We start from the raw sequence: 17,861 nt of genomic DNA, 5'->3' as shown, positions 1-17,861 counted from the left end.
GGCAAAATCAGAAGGGATGCATCCTTATGGGAACCCCTTGAAAGAGAAACATGCGAAATGGAAAAAATATATAGAAAGCCTTCGGGTTTTTGGCTGGATGCAGGCAAGAGCCTGATGCATAGCCATCTTGCAATGGCGGGGCTTTTTACAATAGCAATCATATTGGCAATGGCGATTCTAGGTCCTGAGATGTCACAATATAAATACTCGGATCAAAACCTCGGGTTTTCCAATCTCCCTCCAAGATTTGAAATATATTCAATCGACGAAAATACCTATGTCTATGTACATAAGGAATACAAGCTGTATGCCGTTTCGCGAAACGGGGAATTTTTGGAACGCATAGAGCCTATAAGCGAAAATGCCGTGGGCAAATCGAAAGAATACAGCATCGGAGAAAAAAACGTAGTATTGGATTATTCCAACCCGGTAAATGACACCACATTGTTTTCGGCGGAAAAAAAATTCATTCTGACGGCTGACGGTCAGGAGGTCAAACCATTAACGAAAGTGTTCAACAAGACCTATTGGTTTGGCAGCGATGCTTCAGGAAGAGACATATTTGTCAGGGTTCTTAGCGGGGCGCGAATATCACTTTTGATAGCATTCGTAGCAACCGCAGTAAATCTAATAATAGGTGTTTCTTACGGATTCATTTCCGGGCTTGCAGGCGGCCGCATAGACGAGGCAATGATGCGGTTTGTGGATATTCTTAGTACTATCCCTCTCATTTTGTATGTAATACTTTTGACCGTTGTAATTGGTTCGGGAATAAAGTCGATAATACTGGCAATAGGATTGGTATATTGGGTCGGTATGGCGAGAATAGCGCGTGGGCAAATATTATCACTAAAAAAAAGGGATTATGTGCTGGCGGCAAGAATTTCGGGAGCCGGACCGCTCCGCATAATGACAAGGCATATTTTTCCAAATGCCGCCGGACCAATAGTTGCAGCCATGACTATGATGATACCCGGAGCCATTTTCACTGAGGCCTTCCTTAGCTTCATAGGACTTGGAGTATCGCCTCCGGCAGCGTCCTGGGGAACCCTTGCAAATGATGCAATGGAAGGGATGAGGCTTTATGGATATGAATTGTTTTTTCCGTCAATGGCCATTTGCATCACAATTTTGGCGTTCAATTTCCTTGGAGACGGCTTGAGAGACGCCTTGGACCCTAAAACAAGAAGATAGGCGGGGAGGTGGGCATTTTGCCTAAAAAATTGCTGGAAATAAAAAATCTAAAGACATCCTTTTTTACAGGACAGGGAGAAGTGCGTGCTGTGAGGGGAGTCGACCTTGAAATAGAAAAGGGGGAGGCAGTCGGGATTGTTGGGGAAAGCGGAAGTGGAAAAACTGCGACGGCTCTTTCCATAATGAGACTGATCGATAAGCCGGGAAGAATAATTGATGGCGAAATTTTTTTCGATAAAAAAAATCTAATGGATAAAAGTGAAAAGGAAATGATGAGTGTCAGGGGCGGTAAGATTGCAATGATTTTTCAAGACCCTTCAACATCCTTAAATCCGGTCTTTACTATTGGCAATCAAATCATTGAAACTGTAATGAAACACAAAAATCTATCGAAAAAAGAGGCAGGGGAAAGGGCGGCTAAAGCGCTATTGGAGGTTGGGATTTTGCATCCATATAGAAGAATGTCCCAATATCCGCACGAATTCTCGGGAGGAATGAAACAAAGGGCAATGATAGCAATGGCCCTTTGCTGTGAACCCGACTTGATAATAGCCGATGAAGCGACAAGCTCTCTCGATGCTACGGTGCAGGCGCAAATTCTACAGCTTCTGAATGAAATAAGAAAAAAGTCTGAAATGTCGATGCTTGTCATAACCCATGACCTGGGAGTTGTAGCAGACCTATGCAGCAAGGTTGCGGTTATGTATGGAGGCCTAATAATGGAAAGCGGGAAGGCTGCAGATGTTCTGAAAAAACCTATGCATCCATATACCCGGGGATTGCTGAAATCAATTCCTGGGTTTAATGCATTAAGCAATAATAGGCTTTACGCAATCGAAGGCTCGCCGCCGGACATGTATAATGATAGCGTGGGATGCCCATTTGCGCCAAGATGCCCCTATGCCATGAAAATATGCAAAGCAGAAAAACCTCAATACTATGAAACAGCAAGCGGAAGCAAAGCTATGTGCTGGCTTCTTGACGAAGATGCTCCATTCAGCGTCAAAAGAACTTTTCTTGAAGGGGGCAGGCAATGACTGAAGATGCTAATAAAGAAATTTTGCTGGATGTAAGGAACCTGAAGAAGGTATTCCCTGCTAAAAGAGGAGCCGAAAGCATTCGCGCCATAGATGGCCTTTCATTTAAAATAAATAAAGGCGAAACCTATGGCCTTGTGGGCGAATCGGGATGCGGGAAAACAACAACAGGAAGGACTATAGCCCGGCTTTACAAGCCAACAGAGGGCCAAATATGGTTTGGCGGAACGGATATAGGAAAATCGAACAAAGAAGATTTGAAACCGTTCAGAAAAAAGATCCAAATGATATTTCAAGACCCGTATGGATCGCTAAATCCCAGAATGACAATAGGAGAGATAGTAGGAGAGCCCATTGTAATTCTAGGCATGGAAACGAAAAAAAGCCAAAGAGAAATGGTTTGCAGGTTGCTCCGCTGTGTAGGGCTTTCTGAAAGCCATGCAGACAGATACCCCCATGAGTTTTCGGGAGGGCAGAGGCAGAGGATAGGAATAGCAAGAGCCATAGCCGTTAATCCTGAAATGATAATTTGCGACGAACCCGTATCTGCTCTGGACCCGTCGATTCAGGCCCAGGTTATTAATATGCTGATGGAATTGCAGGAGAGGGATTCCCTTACATACCTTTTCATTGCCCATGACATTTCGATAGTCAAGCATATTTCTAGTACAATAGGTGTAATGCATATGGGAAAAATAGTTGAACAGGCCACGGCCCAAGAGCTTTACAGAAATCCTGCCCATCCATATACGAGGGCTTTGCTTTCAGCAGTTCCTTTAATCAAATTGGACGGAAGCATAGTCGGAAATACTGAGGTTGCAAATATGAAAGCGAAAAATAGAGTTGAAGCACCCGGCGGCTGCAGCTATAGGAATAGGTGTCCCATTGCCAAGGAGATTTGCGAAAACAAGATTCCGGGGATAAAAGACATCGGAGGAGGGCACCTTTGCGCATGCCACGCGCTTTATTAATCGACATTGAGGTTAAATCTCTTGTGGACTGGCAATAATTCATATATTATGTTGATAGAATTAAACCGATTAACTTGACAGGAGGGAACAAATTTGTTGAAAAAATATGTACGAATATTTATTGCCACAGCATTGGTTTTGTCGATTACTGTCGGATGTGCCCATAATGTTGAGAAACCGACAAAAGAAGTGACCGCAAAAGAAGTCGTAAAAGATGAAAGAGTTAGAAAGGCACTGTCTTTAGCCATAGACAGGAAAGCAATTGTTGAAGAAGTGACAAAGGGCGGAGAATTGCCCGCAGCCGGTTTTGTACCTCCCGGAGTTAGCGACTCAAAGGGAAACGATTTCAGAACTGTCAGCGGAGATTTTGGCATTGACACGAATGAGGCAATGATTGATGAGGCTCAGAATCTTTTAGCCGAAGCAGGTTTTCCAAATGGAGAAGGATTCCCGGCAATAGATATACTATACAACACGAATGAACAGCAAAAGGCCATCGCTGAAGCCATTCAGGAAATGTGGAAGCAAAATCTTAATATAGATTCTACAATCTCCAACCAGGAGTGGGGAGTATTCATGGATAACAGATTCCAGGGGAACTTCGAAGTGGCAACAGGGGCATGGTTTGGAGACTATTCGGACCCAATGACATTCCTTGACATGTTCACATCATATTCAGGAAATAATGTGGCGTTTTGGCAGAATGAAGAATTCGACAATGCAATAGAAGAATCGAAAATTGTCATCGGTGTAGAGCGGGACGAAAAACTTTACAGGGCCGAAAAGCTTATGATGGATGACTCGATAATAATGCCCATATTCTATTACACGAGTCCTATAATGGTTCAAAACAGAGTTTCCGGCTGGGAATACACGAGCCTGGGACAATGGTACTTCGGTGAAGCGTCAACTGATGATTCCACGCTTGTTTGGAATCTTTCGGCCGATCCGAATACGCTGGATCCTGGCTATGTAAGCTCAAAGGACGGCGGCCATATAGTAAACAATACATTCGAGGGCCTTATGAGAGAAGTGGGAGGAGAGTATATTCCTGCCATGGCTGAAAGCTGTGATGTTTCAGAAGACCAGACAACATATACATTCCATTTGAGAGATGCCGCTTGGTCTGATGGAGAGCCCGTAACGGCTTCGGACTTTGAATATGCGTGGAAAAGGGCTATGAGCCCCGAGGTTGCATCGTGGTATGGATACCAGATGTTTTACATCAAGGGAGCCATGGAATACTATGATGGAACAGGATCAGTCGATGAAGTGGGAATAGAGGTTGTCGACGAAAAAACACTCAAGGTTGAGCTGACAGGCCCTACCCCGTACTTCCTTGAACTTACAGCATTTTTCACTTACATGCCGCTCAGAGAGGATATTGTCGAGCAGGACCCGGAAGGATGGGCCATGAATCCCGAATTGGCCGTGTCCAATGGACCATTTGTAGTTACCGATTATAAATTGGGAAACATACTCTTGAAACCCAACGAGGAATATTGGAACAGAGATGCGGTAAAGCTTAGCCAAATAGAAATATTGATGATAGTAGATGAATTAACACAGCTTACTGCAATGGAGGCAGGAGAAATAGATGTAATTGAGACGGTTCCAAACCAGGAGATACCGAGATTGTCGGTCGAAGACGACAGATTCCAGATAAGACCTGCACTCGGAACATATTTTTATGTATTTAATTTAAAAGAATAGTAAGATTTAAACAAGGGCGCTTTTATGCCATTGTTTTGTGAAACCGGGAAATGGGGCGTATACCATTGCCCGGTTTTTTATTGGAGTACAGTTTTGTTAACAATGCGAAATGATTAATTTTCGGTGACAATGCATCCTCCTCAATTGACTGTGTACCTCGCGAATGATATAAATGTAATGAGCATTCAAACAAACAAAGAATCGGGGAGGAACACATGAAGAAGCATACCCTATTGATAATAGCAATGATTGTTCTTATTATGGCGATGCCGTCATACGGAGCAAGGAATTACGAGAGCAATACCATATCCTTGACGGATGCAGTTACAGGCGAAGAATTCGAGGTTGGAACAGTCAACATAATGATGAGTGGACAGGACGTAATTTCAGATGTTCCCGCAGTCAATTTTAAGGGAAGAACACTCGTTCCGGTAAGGTTCATTACAGAGAGCCTTGGCGCCGATGTTTCATGGAACCAAGTGACAAAAGAAGCGACAGTCACAACAGACGAAAAAACAATAGTCATTGGAATAGATAGCTCGACGGTTACCGTAAATGGCATTAAGAAAACCCTGCCTGACGGGATACCTGCGAAGCTTTTAAATTACGGGGGCAGCGCAAGGACAATGGTGCCGATAAGGTTCATGTCGGAGGAACTGGGAATGGATGTGGGATGGATAGCTGATACTGTGACAGCGACAATTAACAAACCGGTCCAGTCGATAACTGGCTTTTCATTTGATAACACCGGCAAATTCCCGGAGATGCACATAAAATCGACCGGTGAGATAGAAACAAACAGCTACATATTGGAAGGAAGCTCGGTAGGGGATCGCGACAAGCTTGTTATAGACATCCCAAACGCCAAATTTGCAGTGACCGATTCCAAAATGCTTATAGGGACAAATCAGGCGGAACTTGACATATATGAGGATGGCATCATAAGTGTCAGGGCTTCGCAGTTTGACACTAATCCCCTTGTTACGAGGCTGGTAGTGGATATGAATGATAGAAGGGGATACGAAACGGAATACAATTCAGCAAGCAAGACTACAATCTTCAGGTTTGTGAATTCGATTGAGGACATAAGAGTGGAAAAGATATATAGCGCAGAGGCTGTCATAATCGAGACAGGGGAAGAACCGGCAATAGCAAATATTATGCCGCTCGAAAATCCAAAGCGTTACGTTATAGACATAATAAACTGCCGTTTTCCTTCGGGCTTTGAAAATCAAGAAATTGAGGCTGCTGGAATAAAGGGTGTAAGAGCCTCGCAATATGATGCGACTGCCGACTATGGACCAGGCGAAGCAGTTTCGCGTATCGTTGTGGATCTCGAGGAGAGCATAGCTTTCGAGAATATTTACTTTGAAATTTTGGATAATGACCTCTATGTATATGTTTCTGGGAATCCTCTTGAGGGGATAGACTACATGAAAGAGGACATAAACCTTGCAAAACTTACTATTAATACCCAGGAGATTGGCTCGCACAGTGTTAGCTACAGTAGTAGCAATAGAATGCTTACAGTCAAAGTTCCAAAGAGCATACTCAGCCTTGACAGTCTTGTACTTCCAATAGAGGACACATTGATTGAGACGATAGACATAGATGCTTCAAGCAGCAACTACAACTATTTCAACATCAAACTTGCCAAGAATGTCGAGTACAAGGACGAGTCATCATCGGGATTGACCGATAAAATTATCTTGGCATTTGAGAACACGGCAATAAAGGATTCAGTTTATAAGAACACGCTCATAGTTTTAGATGCAGGTCACGGGGGCAAGGACCCTGGAGCAATCAGTCCGACCTATGGCTTGCTAGAGAAGGATGTTGTACTCGATGTGACCAAGAAACTCGCAAAAATGCTTGAACGAGAGGGCTTCAAGGTTTATCTCACAAGAGACAGCGACAATTACGTAGGACTTTACAACAGGGCTGAGATAGCAAACGAGTTGGGTGCAGACGCATTCGTGAGCATACATGCGAACGCAATCGGCCGAACATCAGTTTCGGGCGTAGAGGTTCTCTACTGCCCGGATAGCACAGGCAGAGACAGCATGAGCTTCGCTAAGGTAATGCAGGATGCCATTGTCTCGGAACTTGGATCTGTAAACCGCGGAATAGTAAGCCGTCCCAACCTTGTAGTGATACGCGAAACAAAAATGCCGGCGGTATTGGCCGAAATTGGTTTCCTTACTAATGTTGAGAAGGAAGAAAAGCTTTTAAATACATCCGCATACAGGGACAGATGCGCCGGAGCACTTTACGAAGGTCTCATGGACTACTTCAAGTAACACTCAAAAAAGGACTAAAAAGGGACAGACATTTTGGAGTCCAAAGTTATAGATTAATTATAATTCCGGATTTAGAGGAACTTATGATACCCACAGGGCACGAGAAAGCAGTGATTCAAGCGTACAAAAAGTTGGATGTAGAGTTTATCACAATATTCGGCCCCGGTTTTCCGGGGCCGAATATTGTGATAGAATAGCAATACAGAATAGAAAGGGCTTAGAATATGATATTATTAAAATTATCGTAAAATATTGCCGGGAGCCATGGCTCTTGCCATACTCATGTATGTAATAAAGAAAGGATTGATATAATGGAAAGAAATGGAGAAAGAAATTTCGAGGATTTGAGAAAAATCAAGATAACGAGGAATTATCTGATGCATCCCGACGGTTCCGTACTAATGGAAGCTGGAAACACTAAGGTGATTTGCACAGCTATGGTAGAAAATGGAGTTCCAAGGTTCCTTAAAGGAAAGGGACAGGGTTGGGTAACCTCTGAGTATGGAATGCTTCCGGGCTCTACAAACCAAAGGAAACAAAGGAGTGCGTCAAGAGGCAAGGTGGACGGAAGAGCGAGCGAAATACAGAGACTAATAGGAAGGACACTCAGGACAGTTGTCGACATGGACAAGCTTGGAGAGAGAACCATATGGATCGACTGCGATGTAATTCAGGCCGACGGCGGAACGCGCACGGCTTCAATAACGGGGGCTTTTGTGGCGCTTTCAGATGCCATAGCAAAGCTTATGGAGAATGGAGAACTGGCTGAGAATCCGCTCAAGTCTATGGTGGCTGCGGTAAGTGTTGGAATAGTTAAGGGCATACCCATGCTGGACCTTTGCTACGAGGAGGACTCTCAAGCGGATGTAGACATGAATGTGGTAATGACCGACAAAAATGAATTCATAGAAATACAGGGTACGGGTGAAGCGGCACCGTTTTCACAGAGCGTTCTCGATGAGCTTTTAAGACTCGCTAAAAAGGGAATAAACGAACTTAATGAAATTCAAATACAGGCTTTGAAAGAATAAGGAGGCCGAAAGACATGAAAATGATATTGGCATCACAAAACAAACATAAACTGAAGGAAATTGAAAAAATCACAAAGAATTTCGGCATCGAGCTTGTCACGATGGAAGAGGCCGGGCTTGGCGATTTTGATGTTGTGGAAGACAAAGATACCTTCGAGGGCAATTCCGAGAAAAAGGCAATGGAAGTCATGGAAGCTTCGGGATTTTCTTCCGTTGCGGACGACTCGGGGCTTGTGGTCGATGCTCTGGGTGGAGAGCCGGGAGTCTATTCTGCGCGTTTTTCAGGACCGGAAGCGACCTACGAAAGCAATAATAAAAAACTGCTTGAAATGATGAAGGACGTTCCGTGGGAAAAAAGGACGGCAAGATTCGTTTCAGTAATAACGGCTGTTTTTACTGACGGAAGAACCCTAGTAGCCAGAGGCGAAATAGAAGGCCATATAGCTTTTAGAGAGAAGGGCGATGGCGGATTTGGGTATGACCCTCTTTTCTATGTTGCCGAAAAAGAAAAAACATTTGCGGAGCTTTCAGGCAGCGAGAAAAATTCCATTAGCCACAGGGCAAATGCATTGGAAGGATTCAAAAAGCTTCTAATGGCGGAGGGAGATCTCCCGAAGTGAAAATATTGATAATTGGAGACACCCACGGCCACCCTTATGCAGTCAGAAAGGCATTGAAAATGACTGGACCGATTGACATGCTGATTCATACTGGGGACGGATGGTTTGACGTTGAAGATATCGTAGGGGATTTTGAAATCATAAGGGTGACTGGCAATTGTGATAGGAGCGTGAAAGGTTATTCCGAACAAATCCTGGAACTCGACGGACACCGAATTTTTATCGTTCATGGACACAAATATAATATAAAGCATGACCTTAATCGCCTTTATTACAAGTCGCTTGAGGAGAATGTCGATATAGCGATTTTTGGACACACACATAAAAGGGTAAGCGAGCAGGTAGGAAAAATTTTATTTATAAATCCTGGAAGCGCTTGGAGACCTAGAGACTGCGAACCGCCCGGATTTGTAGTTATGAAGCTCGATGAGGGGAAAATGGTTTTCCGATTTATAGACTTGGCTGAACCTGAGTGCTGATAGAAAGACATGGAAAGCGTCCGATATCAGACGAAAATATCACAGACAAGCGTCTGATATCAAACAATATTGTGATTTTGCCGCTCCTTCTTGTTGGAAAGAGCGGTTTTAATTTTGGCATGAACATTGCAATAATATTAGGCATAACAATATTGGGAGGTACTGAAATGAAATTGATTGAATGGATTAAAATAAAAAAACCTAAAAGTAAAAAGAAAATGGTAATTTATACATCAATAGCTGTGCTTGCTGTCGCATTGTTTATGACATGGGGCGGCAACAAAGGTGATGATGAAGTGTCCGAAATTATCTATACGCTTGCGAAAGGGGATATAGAAATATCTATATCCGGAAATGGGACTGTATTTTCAGCTGAGTCGTTGGAGATTGATCCGGATGAATTCGAAGCCAAAGTGAAAAAAATCAATTTCTATGAGGGAGATACGGTTAAAGCTGGAGAGATTATTTACGAACTCGAAAGCGACGATCTTTCTGCCGAGTGGACGAAAGCGAAAATAGCATATGAAAACGCATCGCTCGAGTACAGGACATCGAGCGGAGATGTTTCGGATCTGACTGTTCGAGCTCCAATGACGGGCACAATCGAAGAAATGGACTTGGAAGTTGGTCAGACATTGTCGCAGGGGGAAACCGTGGCAAAAGTCTGGGATAAAAGTGAAATTTATATAAAGACTCCCATAAATCTGTCTCATGAAGGAAAAATAAAGGTTGGGCAGGCGGCTAACGTTACTTTCCCATCGAGTTTTTTCACAACAAGCGGAGTGGTTGCCAAGGTTGAGGGTACTCCATCTACAGACGGAAATGGGGGGATCTTCCAATATGTCTATGTATCAGTTGACAACCCTGGGGGATTCCAGGAGGGTGAAAATGTCCGAGTTGAAATTTACACCGGTTCGGAGACGATAAAAGGTATCACCAACGGTACGGTTGAGTATAAAGATGCTGAAATTGTGGAAGCCCCTGGAAAGGCTACGGTTATAAAAGTATATAAGCAGGAGAAGGACACTGTAAAAGCCGGAGAAATAATTGCAGTACTAGAAAGCAATTCTCTGGTTGTTTCCCAAATGAGCAAGAATGTTTCGCTTCAAGAGGCTAAAATCGAGCTCGATGAACTCGCCGATAAGGTGGAAGGATTAAGCGTAAAGGCTGAAAGCGACGGGATACTTGCCGGGCAGGATGTTTCCGTAGGCGATACGGTCGGGGTTAATACAAACAACAATGGAACGTCTTCAAACAATACAGGAGTGCTGGGGAAGATAATCAGCTTCGATAAAAGAATGGTAATAGCGGTTGATGAACTCGATATAAACGATGTGTCTATTGGTCAAAGCGCCGAGGTGACGGTCGATGCGGCTCCGGGAGAAATCTTTAAAGGTGAAGTCATTAAGATATCCGAACTGGGTAATGTTCAGAGCGGAGTAGCCACTTACGATGTCACCATTTCGGTTCCATACAGCAAGCTTGTTAAGGAAGGCATGAGCGCAGATGCAGAAATACTTTTGGATAGTGCGGAAAATGTTCTTCTTCTTCCGATAGAGGCTGTTACGGAGATGGGAAAACGTAAAATGGTTGCCGTTGGCTCAGAGGAAAAAACCATGGTGCCTGTGGAGACCGGACTCATGGATGCTCGGTTCTACGAAGTGGTCGGGGGCTTAAGCGAAGGGGATCAAGTAGTATTGACGGGTTTAGCAACGGAGACTTCTCTTACTTCAGAACGGTCAAGTGGCATAATGCCTGGCATGGGCGGTGGCAATGGCGGTGGCGGAATTCGCCCGAACGGGAAATAGGGGGTGATTCCGATGACTTTGATTAAAACAGATAAAATTTGCAAAAGCTATATCATGGGTTCTAATGAATTGAAGGTCCTTAAGGATGTGTCCATTGAAATAAAGCGCCAGGAATTTGTTTCCATAGTAGGTCCTTCAGGGTCAGGTAAGTCCACTCTCATGAATATAATAGGTTGTCTGGATGTGCCAACATCGGGGATTTATCTCTTGGATGGCATAGATGTCAGTGAAATGAACGCTTCCAAGCAGGCGGAAACCAGAAACCAAAAAATCGGTTTCGTGTTTCAAAGCTTCAATCTGCTGTCAAAATTAAGCGCGCTCGATAATGTCATGTTGCCGCTAATCTATCGGAGGGTACCGGAAAAGGAACAACGCGAGCGGGCGCAATTGGCTCTTGAGAAAGTGGGACTGGCTGACCGTCAGCACCACCGACCCAACGAGCTTTCAGGCGGGCAGCAGCAACGGGTGGCTATTGCCCGGGCAATAGCAGGAGATCCTCCCATCATACTGGCCGACGAGCCAACGGGAAATTTGGATTCTAAATCCGGCATAGAAATCATGAATCTCTTGAGAGACTTCAACGAGAGAGGCGCCACCTTGGTTATGATTACCCACGACGGCCATCTGGCTAAAAAAGCCGGAAGGGTCATTAATATTAGTGATGGGGTCATTGGTAAGGAGGCGAATTATGAAGATTAATTTTGTGCAAACCTTTAAAATGGCCATAAGCAGTATACTTTCCAACAAGATGCGTTCTTTTTTGACCATGCTCGGTGTCATCATTGGCGTTAGCACTGTCATCATACTGGTATCCATCGGTCAGGGCACTACCAAGAGCGTCACGGATAGCATCCAGAGCATGGGATCCAATCTCCTCACAGTCAATATAACGGGACGGGGAGCCGACACCTCTTTGGATTTAGAGGAAGTGGAGGAATTTAACACCTTTATCGGTGTAGGGAAAATAGCTCCAAGCATTTCCATAAACGGCGACTTGAAGGCCGGAACGGTCATCATGGAGGGCGTCAATATCAACGGAACCGACGAAAATTATATAGGAATTCTAAATTACGAACTCATGGAAGGCCGTTTTCTAAACGATACGGATATAGCTAATAGGCAGAACGTGGCCATCATAGGCAGTGATGTTAAAAGCGAACTATTCGCTGACGTATCAGCCTTGGGAAGCGACATCAAAATCAACGGACAGACATTTACTGTCGTTGGAACCCTCGCATCCAAGGGCTCTTCAATGATGGGATCCAGCGACGAGGTGGTAGTCATTCCTGTATCTACGGCCCAGCGTCTCGGAGGGGATACGAGCATCCGGACTATTTACATCCAAGCGGAATCGGCGGAAACCGTCGATGTGGCCAAGGCTTATCTGGAGAATTATCTACAGCGTAAATTCAAGGGTGATGACACCTACAGGGTATTCGATCAAAGCGAGGTTCTTGATACAGTAGGAAGCGTTACGGGCATGCTGACGGCAATGCTCGGGGGAATCGCCGGCATCTCGCTGCTCGTTGGAGGCATCGGCATCATGAATATTATGCTGGTCTCCGTAACGGAGAGAACGAGGGAAATCGGAATTAGAAAAGCCATCGGAGCCAAGTATGGGGACATCCTCGTGCAGTTCATTATCGAATCCATTGTCCTAAGCGGCATGGGTGGTATAATAGGAGTAGCTTTGGGCATCGGAGGATCTCTGGCTATTTCAAGCTTGGCAGGGATAGAAACTGTGGTTTCCAGTGGCATCATTCTATTGGCCGCCTTTTTCTCACTTGCCGTCGGCATCATCTTCGGGATTTATCCGGCGGACAAAGCAGCTAAGCTTCATCCCATAGACGCATTGAGATATGAATAGAGAAGGTGGCGAAATGAAAAAAACAATCAGCAGACATTTGATTATGCTTCTTTGCTTGGTCATCGCGAGCCTTGCCGTTGGCATTGGTTTGAATTTCGTATTGAATCAGCGTTTTGATTATAAAATAGAGGAAGAAAAAAGAATTGAACTCGACAAGCATCTGCAAGGTTTGGTTGATGAATTCCAAAGCGTTTCTGAAAATGAAATCACCGGCGAGTTTATTGAAGGGCTTTTTTATGCGCTTGTAGAGAGTGGAAATGATTTTCGTGTAGGATATATTGATCGCTCAAAGGAAATTGAAACCATTGTCCATTGGGACGTCGAGACCGGAAGGCCTGAAACCGAATTGCCCCATGCGATGTTTTCAAAGGAATTCGAAAAAGAAAGAACCGGTAAAAGATTATCCGAGGTCTTGAGGGAAAGGGATAAAATCAGAAGCACCATGCCAGTATTCCACGGAGACGAAGTAATAGGGATGATCTGGATTGAGGATTCCATAATTTCAGATATCAGGACATTCGTGATGGTAAGGATACTGACTGCATTTGCGGTGCTATTCAGTTTGATTGCCGGAATCCTGGGCACCGGTTATATAATTCGAAAATTGATTAGGGATGTCAATAGGATAAACGAAGGCGTTGAAATCATGAAGGATGATTTGAGTTATAGAATTGAGGTTTCATCCGACGAGCTGGGCCAAGTGGCGAGAGAGATAAACAAGATGGCCGAGCAATTGCAGGAGCAGAAGCGGCTGAAGGACATGCTGCATCAGGCCGACAAGATGGCGGCGCTGGGGCAATTTGTCTCCGGCATTGCCCATGAACTGAGAAATCCGCTTGGCATAATGAAAGGTTCCATTCAACTCATGGAGAGGGAAGGGACTTTCAGCGATGAGCAATCCGAATTCCTTGGAATTGTAAAAGAGCAGATAGAAAGGCAAAACCTTGTAATCGAGGAACTCTTAAGGTTTGCAAAGCCCACGGAGCCCGATTTCGAAACCTTGGATATTGAAGATGTTTTGGATAGCATCATGACATTTGCAGGTGCATATGTGAGGGATTCGCATGTGGAATTATCTAGAAGCAGGAGCATGAATCTGCAATCGGTCTACGGGGATTCCGAGAAGCTTAAGCAGGTATTCCTCAATCTCATTCTAAACGCCGTTCAGGCTATGCCTGACGGAGGGATTCTTTCCATAGAAACCGAAATGATTGATGAAAGCCGTTTGGCTGTGCGGTTTGCAGACAGCGGAAAAGGCATGTCGGAGTCCGATTTGGCGGATATCTTCAACCCGTATTTTACAACGAAAGCCGAGGGGACAGGGCTCGGTCTTTCCATAAGCTATCAACTGATCCAGCTGCACGGAGGCACAATAAAGGCTGAGAATCTTGCCGAAGGGGGAGCGGTATTCACCGTCATGCTCCCGGCGCAAAAGGCTTAGGAGGACACAATGTATAGAGTACTTGTTGCAGATGACGAAAAATATATAAGATGGATAATATCAAAAACCATAAATGACGATTGCGAGGTCATCGAGGCCGCAAACGGCAAAGAGTGCCTTGAAAAATTTGAAGCAGAGGAGCCGGATCTTGTCGTCCTTGATCTTAGAATGCCTGGAATGGACGGAATGAAGGTACTTGAAGTCATTCATGAAAAGGACCGGGATTTGCCGGTGATCATGATAACAGCCCATGGAACCATCGAAACCGCCATTGAGGCCATGAAGCATGGAGCCTACGATTTCGTGACAAAGCCGTTTGACATAGACGAGCTTAAGATAAAAATCTATAGGGCAATAAGGATGAAGAGCCTTCTAAAGGAAGTCAGCTACCACAGAACGGAAATAAGCAAAACCATCGAAGGATACTTTGTGGAGACCAAGAGTCAAGCCATGGCCGATGTCTACGAATTGATCGACATGGTCTCCAAATCCGATTCCAATGTGTTCATAACGGGCGAGAGCGGCACGGGCAAGGAGGTTGTGGCTCGCATGATCCATGACAAAAGTGCCAGACGCCACAAACCTATGGTTACGGTCAATTGCGCGGCAATTCCAGAAACACTGATCGAAAGCGAGCTTTTCGGTCATGAAAAGGGAGCCTTCACCGGCGCGATTAAGACAAAGCCAGGCAAGTTTGAACTGGCATCCGGCGGGACCCTGTTTCTAGACGAAATAGCTGAAACAAGCCTGTCAATTCAAGTGAAACTGCTTAGGACCGTACAGGAAAAAAGTATCGAGCGTGTTGGAGGCATCCGCACAATAGAAACGGACATCAGATTAATCACGGCAACAAATAAAAATATTGAGGATGCCGTAAAATTTGGTGAATTCAGAGAGGATTTATACTATCGCCTTAACGTGGTACAGATAAGATTGCCTTCTCTCAAAGAAAGAAAACAGGATATCCCTTTACTTGCAAGGCATCTTTTGGATCAAAAGAAAAGGAAAACTGAACCTGCAAGCATATCGGAAGCGGCTATGGAAGCATTGATATCTTACAACTGGCCGGGGAACATACGGGAGCTGGAAAATTGCATAGAAAGGGCTCTAATAGTCTCGAAAAATGGGGAGATTCTTCCGAAACATCTTCCGTTCAAGGCGCCTTATGCCCCCAATATTCCAATGAAGACGCCGCTTGATTTTCCCGAAGAGGGGATAGACCTTGAGGAAACGGAAAAATGTTTTATAAGGGCCGCGTTGAAACAGTCCGGAGGCAACCGAACAAAGGCGGCGAAGCTTCTTTCAATAACCCGTTCGGCCCTTCTTTATAGAATGAACAAATATGGCATATCCTAAGAACTGAGAAAACAGCGGAGGATTTTATGAATATTAAAAGCGTAGGATTTCCAAGAATGCACAAGGATGTTGGGGAAAAGAGGGATTTCTTGCCTGAATTTTTCGGGTTATTCACAGGTTTTTCAGACAAAATGATTTTAGTGGAAGAAGGGTATGGGGCGGGAATGGGATATTCCCGCGAGGACTATCTCGCCGTTAATCCCGAGATCCATTTTGTGAGCCACGAAGAAGCGTACAAAACCGATTTGGTTATTGTTTTAAGGTCGCCCGAGATTTATGAAATAGATTGGATGAAGAAGGGAGCAGTTCTTCTGTCAATGCTTCATTTTGATACCAGGGAGTTTAGAAACGGATACCTTGGAGATAGAGACATATACTGCTATTCAATGGATTCAATAAAGAATGATAATGAAGTTAGGCTGGTAGTAAACTATTACGGAACAGCCTACGCGGGAGCAAGCATCGCTTTTAAAACCCTTAAGAAAAACCGGCTTGATTTCTATGCCTTGAACAGGGAACCCTTGATTATAAGCATAATGGGATTTGGGTCGGTAGGGCTAAATGCTGCAAAGGCATTCAAGAACCTTAGCAACCTTGAATTTTTAGGGAAAGACGAAAATGTGCCCGGTGTAATCATAAAAATGATTACACGCAGCATAACCGGTGACGAGAATCAGCTCAAAAAAATTCTTCCGGACACGGATATATTGGTTGACGCCACATGGAGAAGCGACCCATCGATAGCTATTGTATCAAACGAGCTTTTGGGCCTTTTGCCGGAGCATGGCGTGATACTTGATCTGACGGCAGATCCATATAAAACAAAGATAAAGCCCATCCAGATAAAAGGTATCGAGGGAATACCTACCGGTACTCTTTCGCATTTCGTAATAGAACCTGGAGATTCCAAATACCAAGATATTCCGAGCGAAGTCAATCAGTTGAATAAGAGAACCGTCGTTAGCTGCAACGCGTGGCCCGGCGTTTATCCTGTTGAGGCCATGGATGTTTATGGAAAGCAGCTCAGGCCATTCATAAAAATCCTTCTTAAAAAGGGAACAGATTTGGATGTTTCCGAAGAAGCCGATCAATATGAGAGAGCCCTTAAAAAGGCTTCTCTTGAACATTTCGAGCAATTCGGAATACATTAGAATTATTCTTGGTTATCATTGAGTTGAGAGTATAACAATCAAAATCAAGGATTAATAATTGGGCAGTTTTCAAGCCATAAGAGGTGGAAGGAGAATATAGTGAAATCCATTTCAATAATTGAGGGGAAGCTTTCGAAAAAATGTCTTCCCGATTTTCTAGCAGTGGAGGCAACCGCCCCTGCAAGAGCTTTTCATAGGGAGCTTCCGGAATATAGCGAGACGCCCCTTGCAAACCTGAAGAATCTCGCAAAAATACTGGGAGTAAAGGGCATCTACGTTAAGGACGAGTCAAAGAGGTTCGGCCTTAACGCCTTCAAGGCACTTGGCGCTTCATACGCCATTTCCAAAATTGCCGCAAAGGAGAAGAATCCATCAAAGGCAGTATACGTGACGGCGACAGACGGAAACCACGGCAGGGGAGTCGCATGGGCGGCCATGAAGCTTGGAGCGCGCGCCGAGGTGTTTATGCCTGTGGGGTCAAAAGAATGCCGCGCGGATGCCATCCGAGGCATTGGAGATTCCAAGGTCGAAATAACGGACATGAACTACGACGATGCCGTTCGTTTCGCATCGGACTATGCAAAGAAAAACGGATACCATTTTGTTCAGGATACCGGCAACGCAAATTATAGGGACATACCAAACGACATAACACAGGGTTACACAACAATGGCCTTCGAGGCCATAAAGCAGCTTGAAGGTTATGGGGTGGACAAGCCGACCCACATGTTTCTTCAGGCTGGCGTAGGGTCAATGGCGGGAGGCGTACTTGGATTCATTGCGCATTATTATGACGGAAATCCCCCTGTTACAACAGTAGCGGAACCGTGGGAAGTGGCGTGCATATACGAATCGATTAAGAGCGGTTGCGAAGGTCCGACATCCGTAGGCGG

Annotated in this window: 15 protein-coding genes; all 15 read left to right on the top strand. The window is 44.6% G+C overall.

What is annotated here, in order from left to right; genetic code table 11:
• Positions 1-189 precede the first annotated feature (189 nt).
• Positions 190-1,194 carry an ABC transporter permease gene (locus JJE29_04595; GenBank protein ID MBK5251894.1) on the top strand — a complete coding sequence of 335 codons (1,005 nt, stop codon included), beginning with the start codon at positions 190-192 and terminating at the stop codon, positions 1,192-1,194.
• A 17-nt stretch (positions 1,195-1,211) separates the two neighbouring features.
• A complete protein-coding gene (locus JJE29_04590; protein MBK5251893.1) occupies positions 1,212-2,231 on the top strand; it encodes an ABC transporter ATP-binding protein in 1,020 nt (339 codons plus the stop codon).
• Complete coding sequence (locus JJE29_04585; protein ID MBK5251892.1) at positions 2,228-3,202, top strand: ABC transporter ATP-binding protein; 975 nt, start codon at positions 2,228-2,230, stop codon at positions 3,200-3,202. Before JJE29_04590 ends, JJE29_04585 begins: the two co-directional genes overlap by 4 nt.
• Positions 3,203-3,295: 93 nt before the next feature.
• The gene (locus JJE29_04580; protein ID MBK5251891.1) at positions 3,296-4,915 is read left to right on the top strand and encodes a hypothetical protein; all 1,620 of its coding nucleotides are present in this window, start codon (positions 3,296-3,298) and stop codon (positions 4,913-4,915) included.
• 215 nt (positions 4,916-5,130) lie between these two features.
• A complete protein-coding gene (locus JJE29_04575; GenBank protein MBK5251890.1) occupies positions 5,131-7,215 on the top strand; it encodes an N-acetylmuramoyl-L-alanine amidase in 2,085 nt (694 codons plus the stop codon).
• A 311-nt stretch (positions 7,216-7,526) separates the two neighbouring features.
• Positions 7,527-8,246 (top strand): ribonuclease PH, encoded by a 720-nt coding sequence (gene rph, locus JJE29_04570; GenBank protein ID MBK5251889.1) that lies wholly within the window; start codon positions 7,527-7,529, stop codon positions 8,244-8,246.
• A 14-nt stretch (positions 8,247-8,260) separates the two neighbouring features.
• Positions 8,261-8,866 carry an RdgB/HAM1 family non-canonical purine NTP pyrophosphatase gene (rdgB, locus tag JJE29_04565; GenBank protein ID MBK5251888.1) on the top strand — a complete coding sequence of 202 codons (606 nt, stop codon included), beginning with the start codon at positions 8,261-8,263 and terminating at the stop codon, positions 8,864-8,866.
• Positions 8,863-9,345 (top strand): metallophosphoesterase, encoded by a 483-nt coding sequence (locus JJE29_04560; protein ID MBK5251887.1) that lies wholly within the window; start codon positions 8,863-8,865, stop codon positions 9,343-9,345. The genes rdgB and JJE29_04560 overlap by 4 nt, the downstream gene beginning before the upstream one ends.
• Positions 9,339-11,153, top strand: coding sequence for an HlyD family efflux transporter periplasmic adaptor subunit (locus tag JJE29_04555; protein ID MBK5251886.1), 1,815 nt, complete (start codon positions 9,339-9,341; stop codon positions 11,151-11,153). The genes JJE29_04560 and JJE29_04555 overlap by 7 nt, the downstream gene beginning before the upstream one ends.
• 18 nt (positions 11,154-11,171) lie before the next feature.
• The gene (locus JJE29_04550) at positions 11,172-11,852 is read left to right on the top strand and encodes an ABC transporter ATP-binding protein (GenBank protein MBK5251885.1); all 681 of its coding nucleotides are present in this window, start codon (positions 11,172-11,174) and stop codon (positions 11,850-11,852) included.
• Complete coding sequence (locus JJE29_04545; GenBank protein MBK5251884.1) at positions 11,842-13,020, top strand: ABC transporter permease; 1,179 nt, start codon at positions 11,842-11,844, stop codon at positions 13,018-13,020. Before JJE29_04550 ends, JJE29_04545 begins: the two co-directional genes overlap by 11 nt.
• Before the next feature lie 13 nt (positions 13,021-13,033).
• The gene (locus JJE29_04540; GenBank protein MBK5251883.1) at positions 13,034-14,461 is read left to right on the top strand and encodes a HAMP domain-containing protein; all 1,428 of its coding nucleotides are present in this window, start codon (positions 13,034-13,036) and stop codon (positions 14,459-14,461) included.
• 9 nt (positions 14,462-14,470) lie between these two features.
• Complete coding sequence (locus JJE29_04535; GenBank protein MBK5251882.1) at positions 14,471-15,817, top strand: sigma-54-dependent Fis family transcriptional regulator; 1,347 nt, start codon at positions 14,471-14,473, stop codon at positions 15,815-15,817.
• A gap of 26 nt (positions 15,818-15,843) precedes the next feature.
• Positions 15,844-16,968: an alanine dehydrogenase gene (locus JJE29_04530; GenBank protein MBK5251881.1), complete on the top strand. Its 1,125-nt coding sequence runs from the start codon at positions 15,844-15,846 to the stop codon at positions 16,966-16,968.
• Positions 16,969-17,064: 96 nt separating this feature from the next.
• Positions 17,065-17,861 (top strand): pyridoxal-phosphate dependent enzyme (locus tag JJE29_04525; protein ID MBK5251880.1); only part of this gene is annotated, 797 nt, incomplete at its 3' end.

Source organism: Peptostreptococcaceae bacterium (assembly GCA_016649995.1).
GTDB lineage: Bacteria > Bacillota > Clostridia > Peptostreptococcales > BM714 > BM714.
The sequence above is the reverse complement of the archived record's forward strand: the minus strand, read 5'-3'. Positions and strand labels throughout refer to the sequence as shown.

Bases quoted from the DNA above. Each gene is read 5' to 3' on its own strand.
- JJE29_04595 (MBK5251894.1), top strand. From the start codon at position 190: ATGTCACAATATAAATACTCGGATCAAAACCTCGGGTTTTCCAATCTC.
- JJE29_04585 (MBK5251892.1), top strand. From the start codon at position 2,228: ATGACTGAAGATGCTAATAAAGAAATTTTGCTGGATGTAAGGAACCTG.
- JJE29_04575 (MBK5251890.1), top strand. From the start codon at position 5,131: ATGAAGAAGCATACCCTATTGATAATAGCAATGATTGTTCTTATTATG.
- rph (MBK5251889.1), top strand. From the start codon at position 7,527: ATGGAAAGAAATGGAGAAAGAAATTTCGAGGATTTGAGAAAAATCAAG.
- rdgB (MBK5251888.1), top strand. From the start codon at position 8,261: ATGAAAATGATATTGGCATCACAAAACAAACATAAACTGAAGGAAATT.
- JJE29_04545 (MBK5251884.1), top strand. From the start codon at position 11,842: ATGAAGATTAATTTTGTGCAAACCTTTAAAATGGCCATAAGCAGTATA.
- JJE29_04540 (MBK5251883.1), top strand. From the start codon at position 13,034: ATGAAAAAAACAATCAGCAGACATTTGATTATGCTTCTTTGCTTGGTC.
- JJE29_04535 (MBK5251882.1), top strand. From the start codon at position 14,471: ATGTATAGAGTACTTGTTGCAGATGACGAAAAATATATAAGATGGATA.
- JJE29_04530 (MBK5251881.1), top strand. From the start codon at position 15,844: ATGAATATTAAAAGCGTAGGATTTCCAAGAATGCACAAGGATGTTGGG.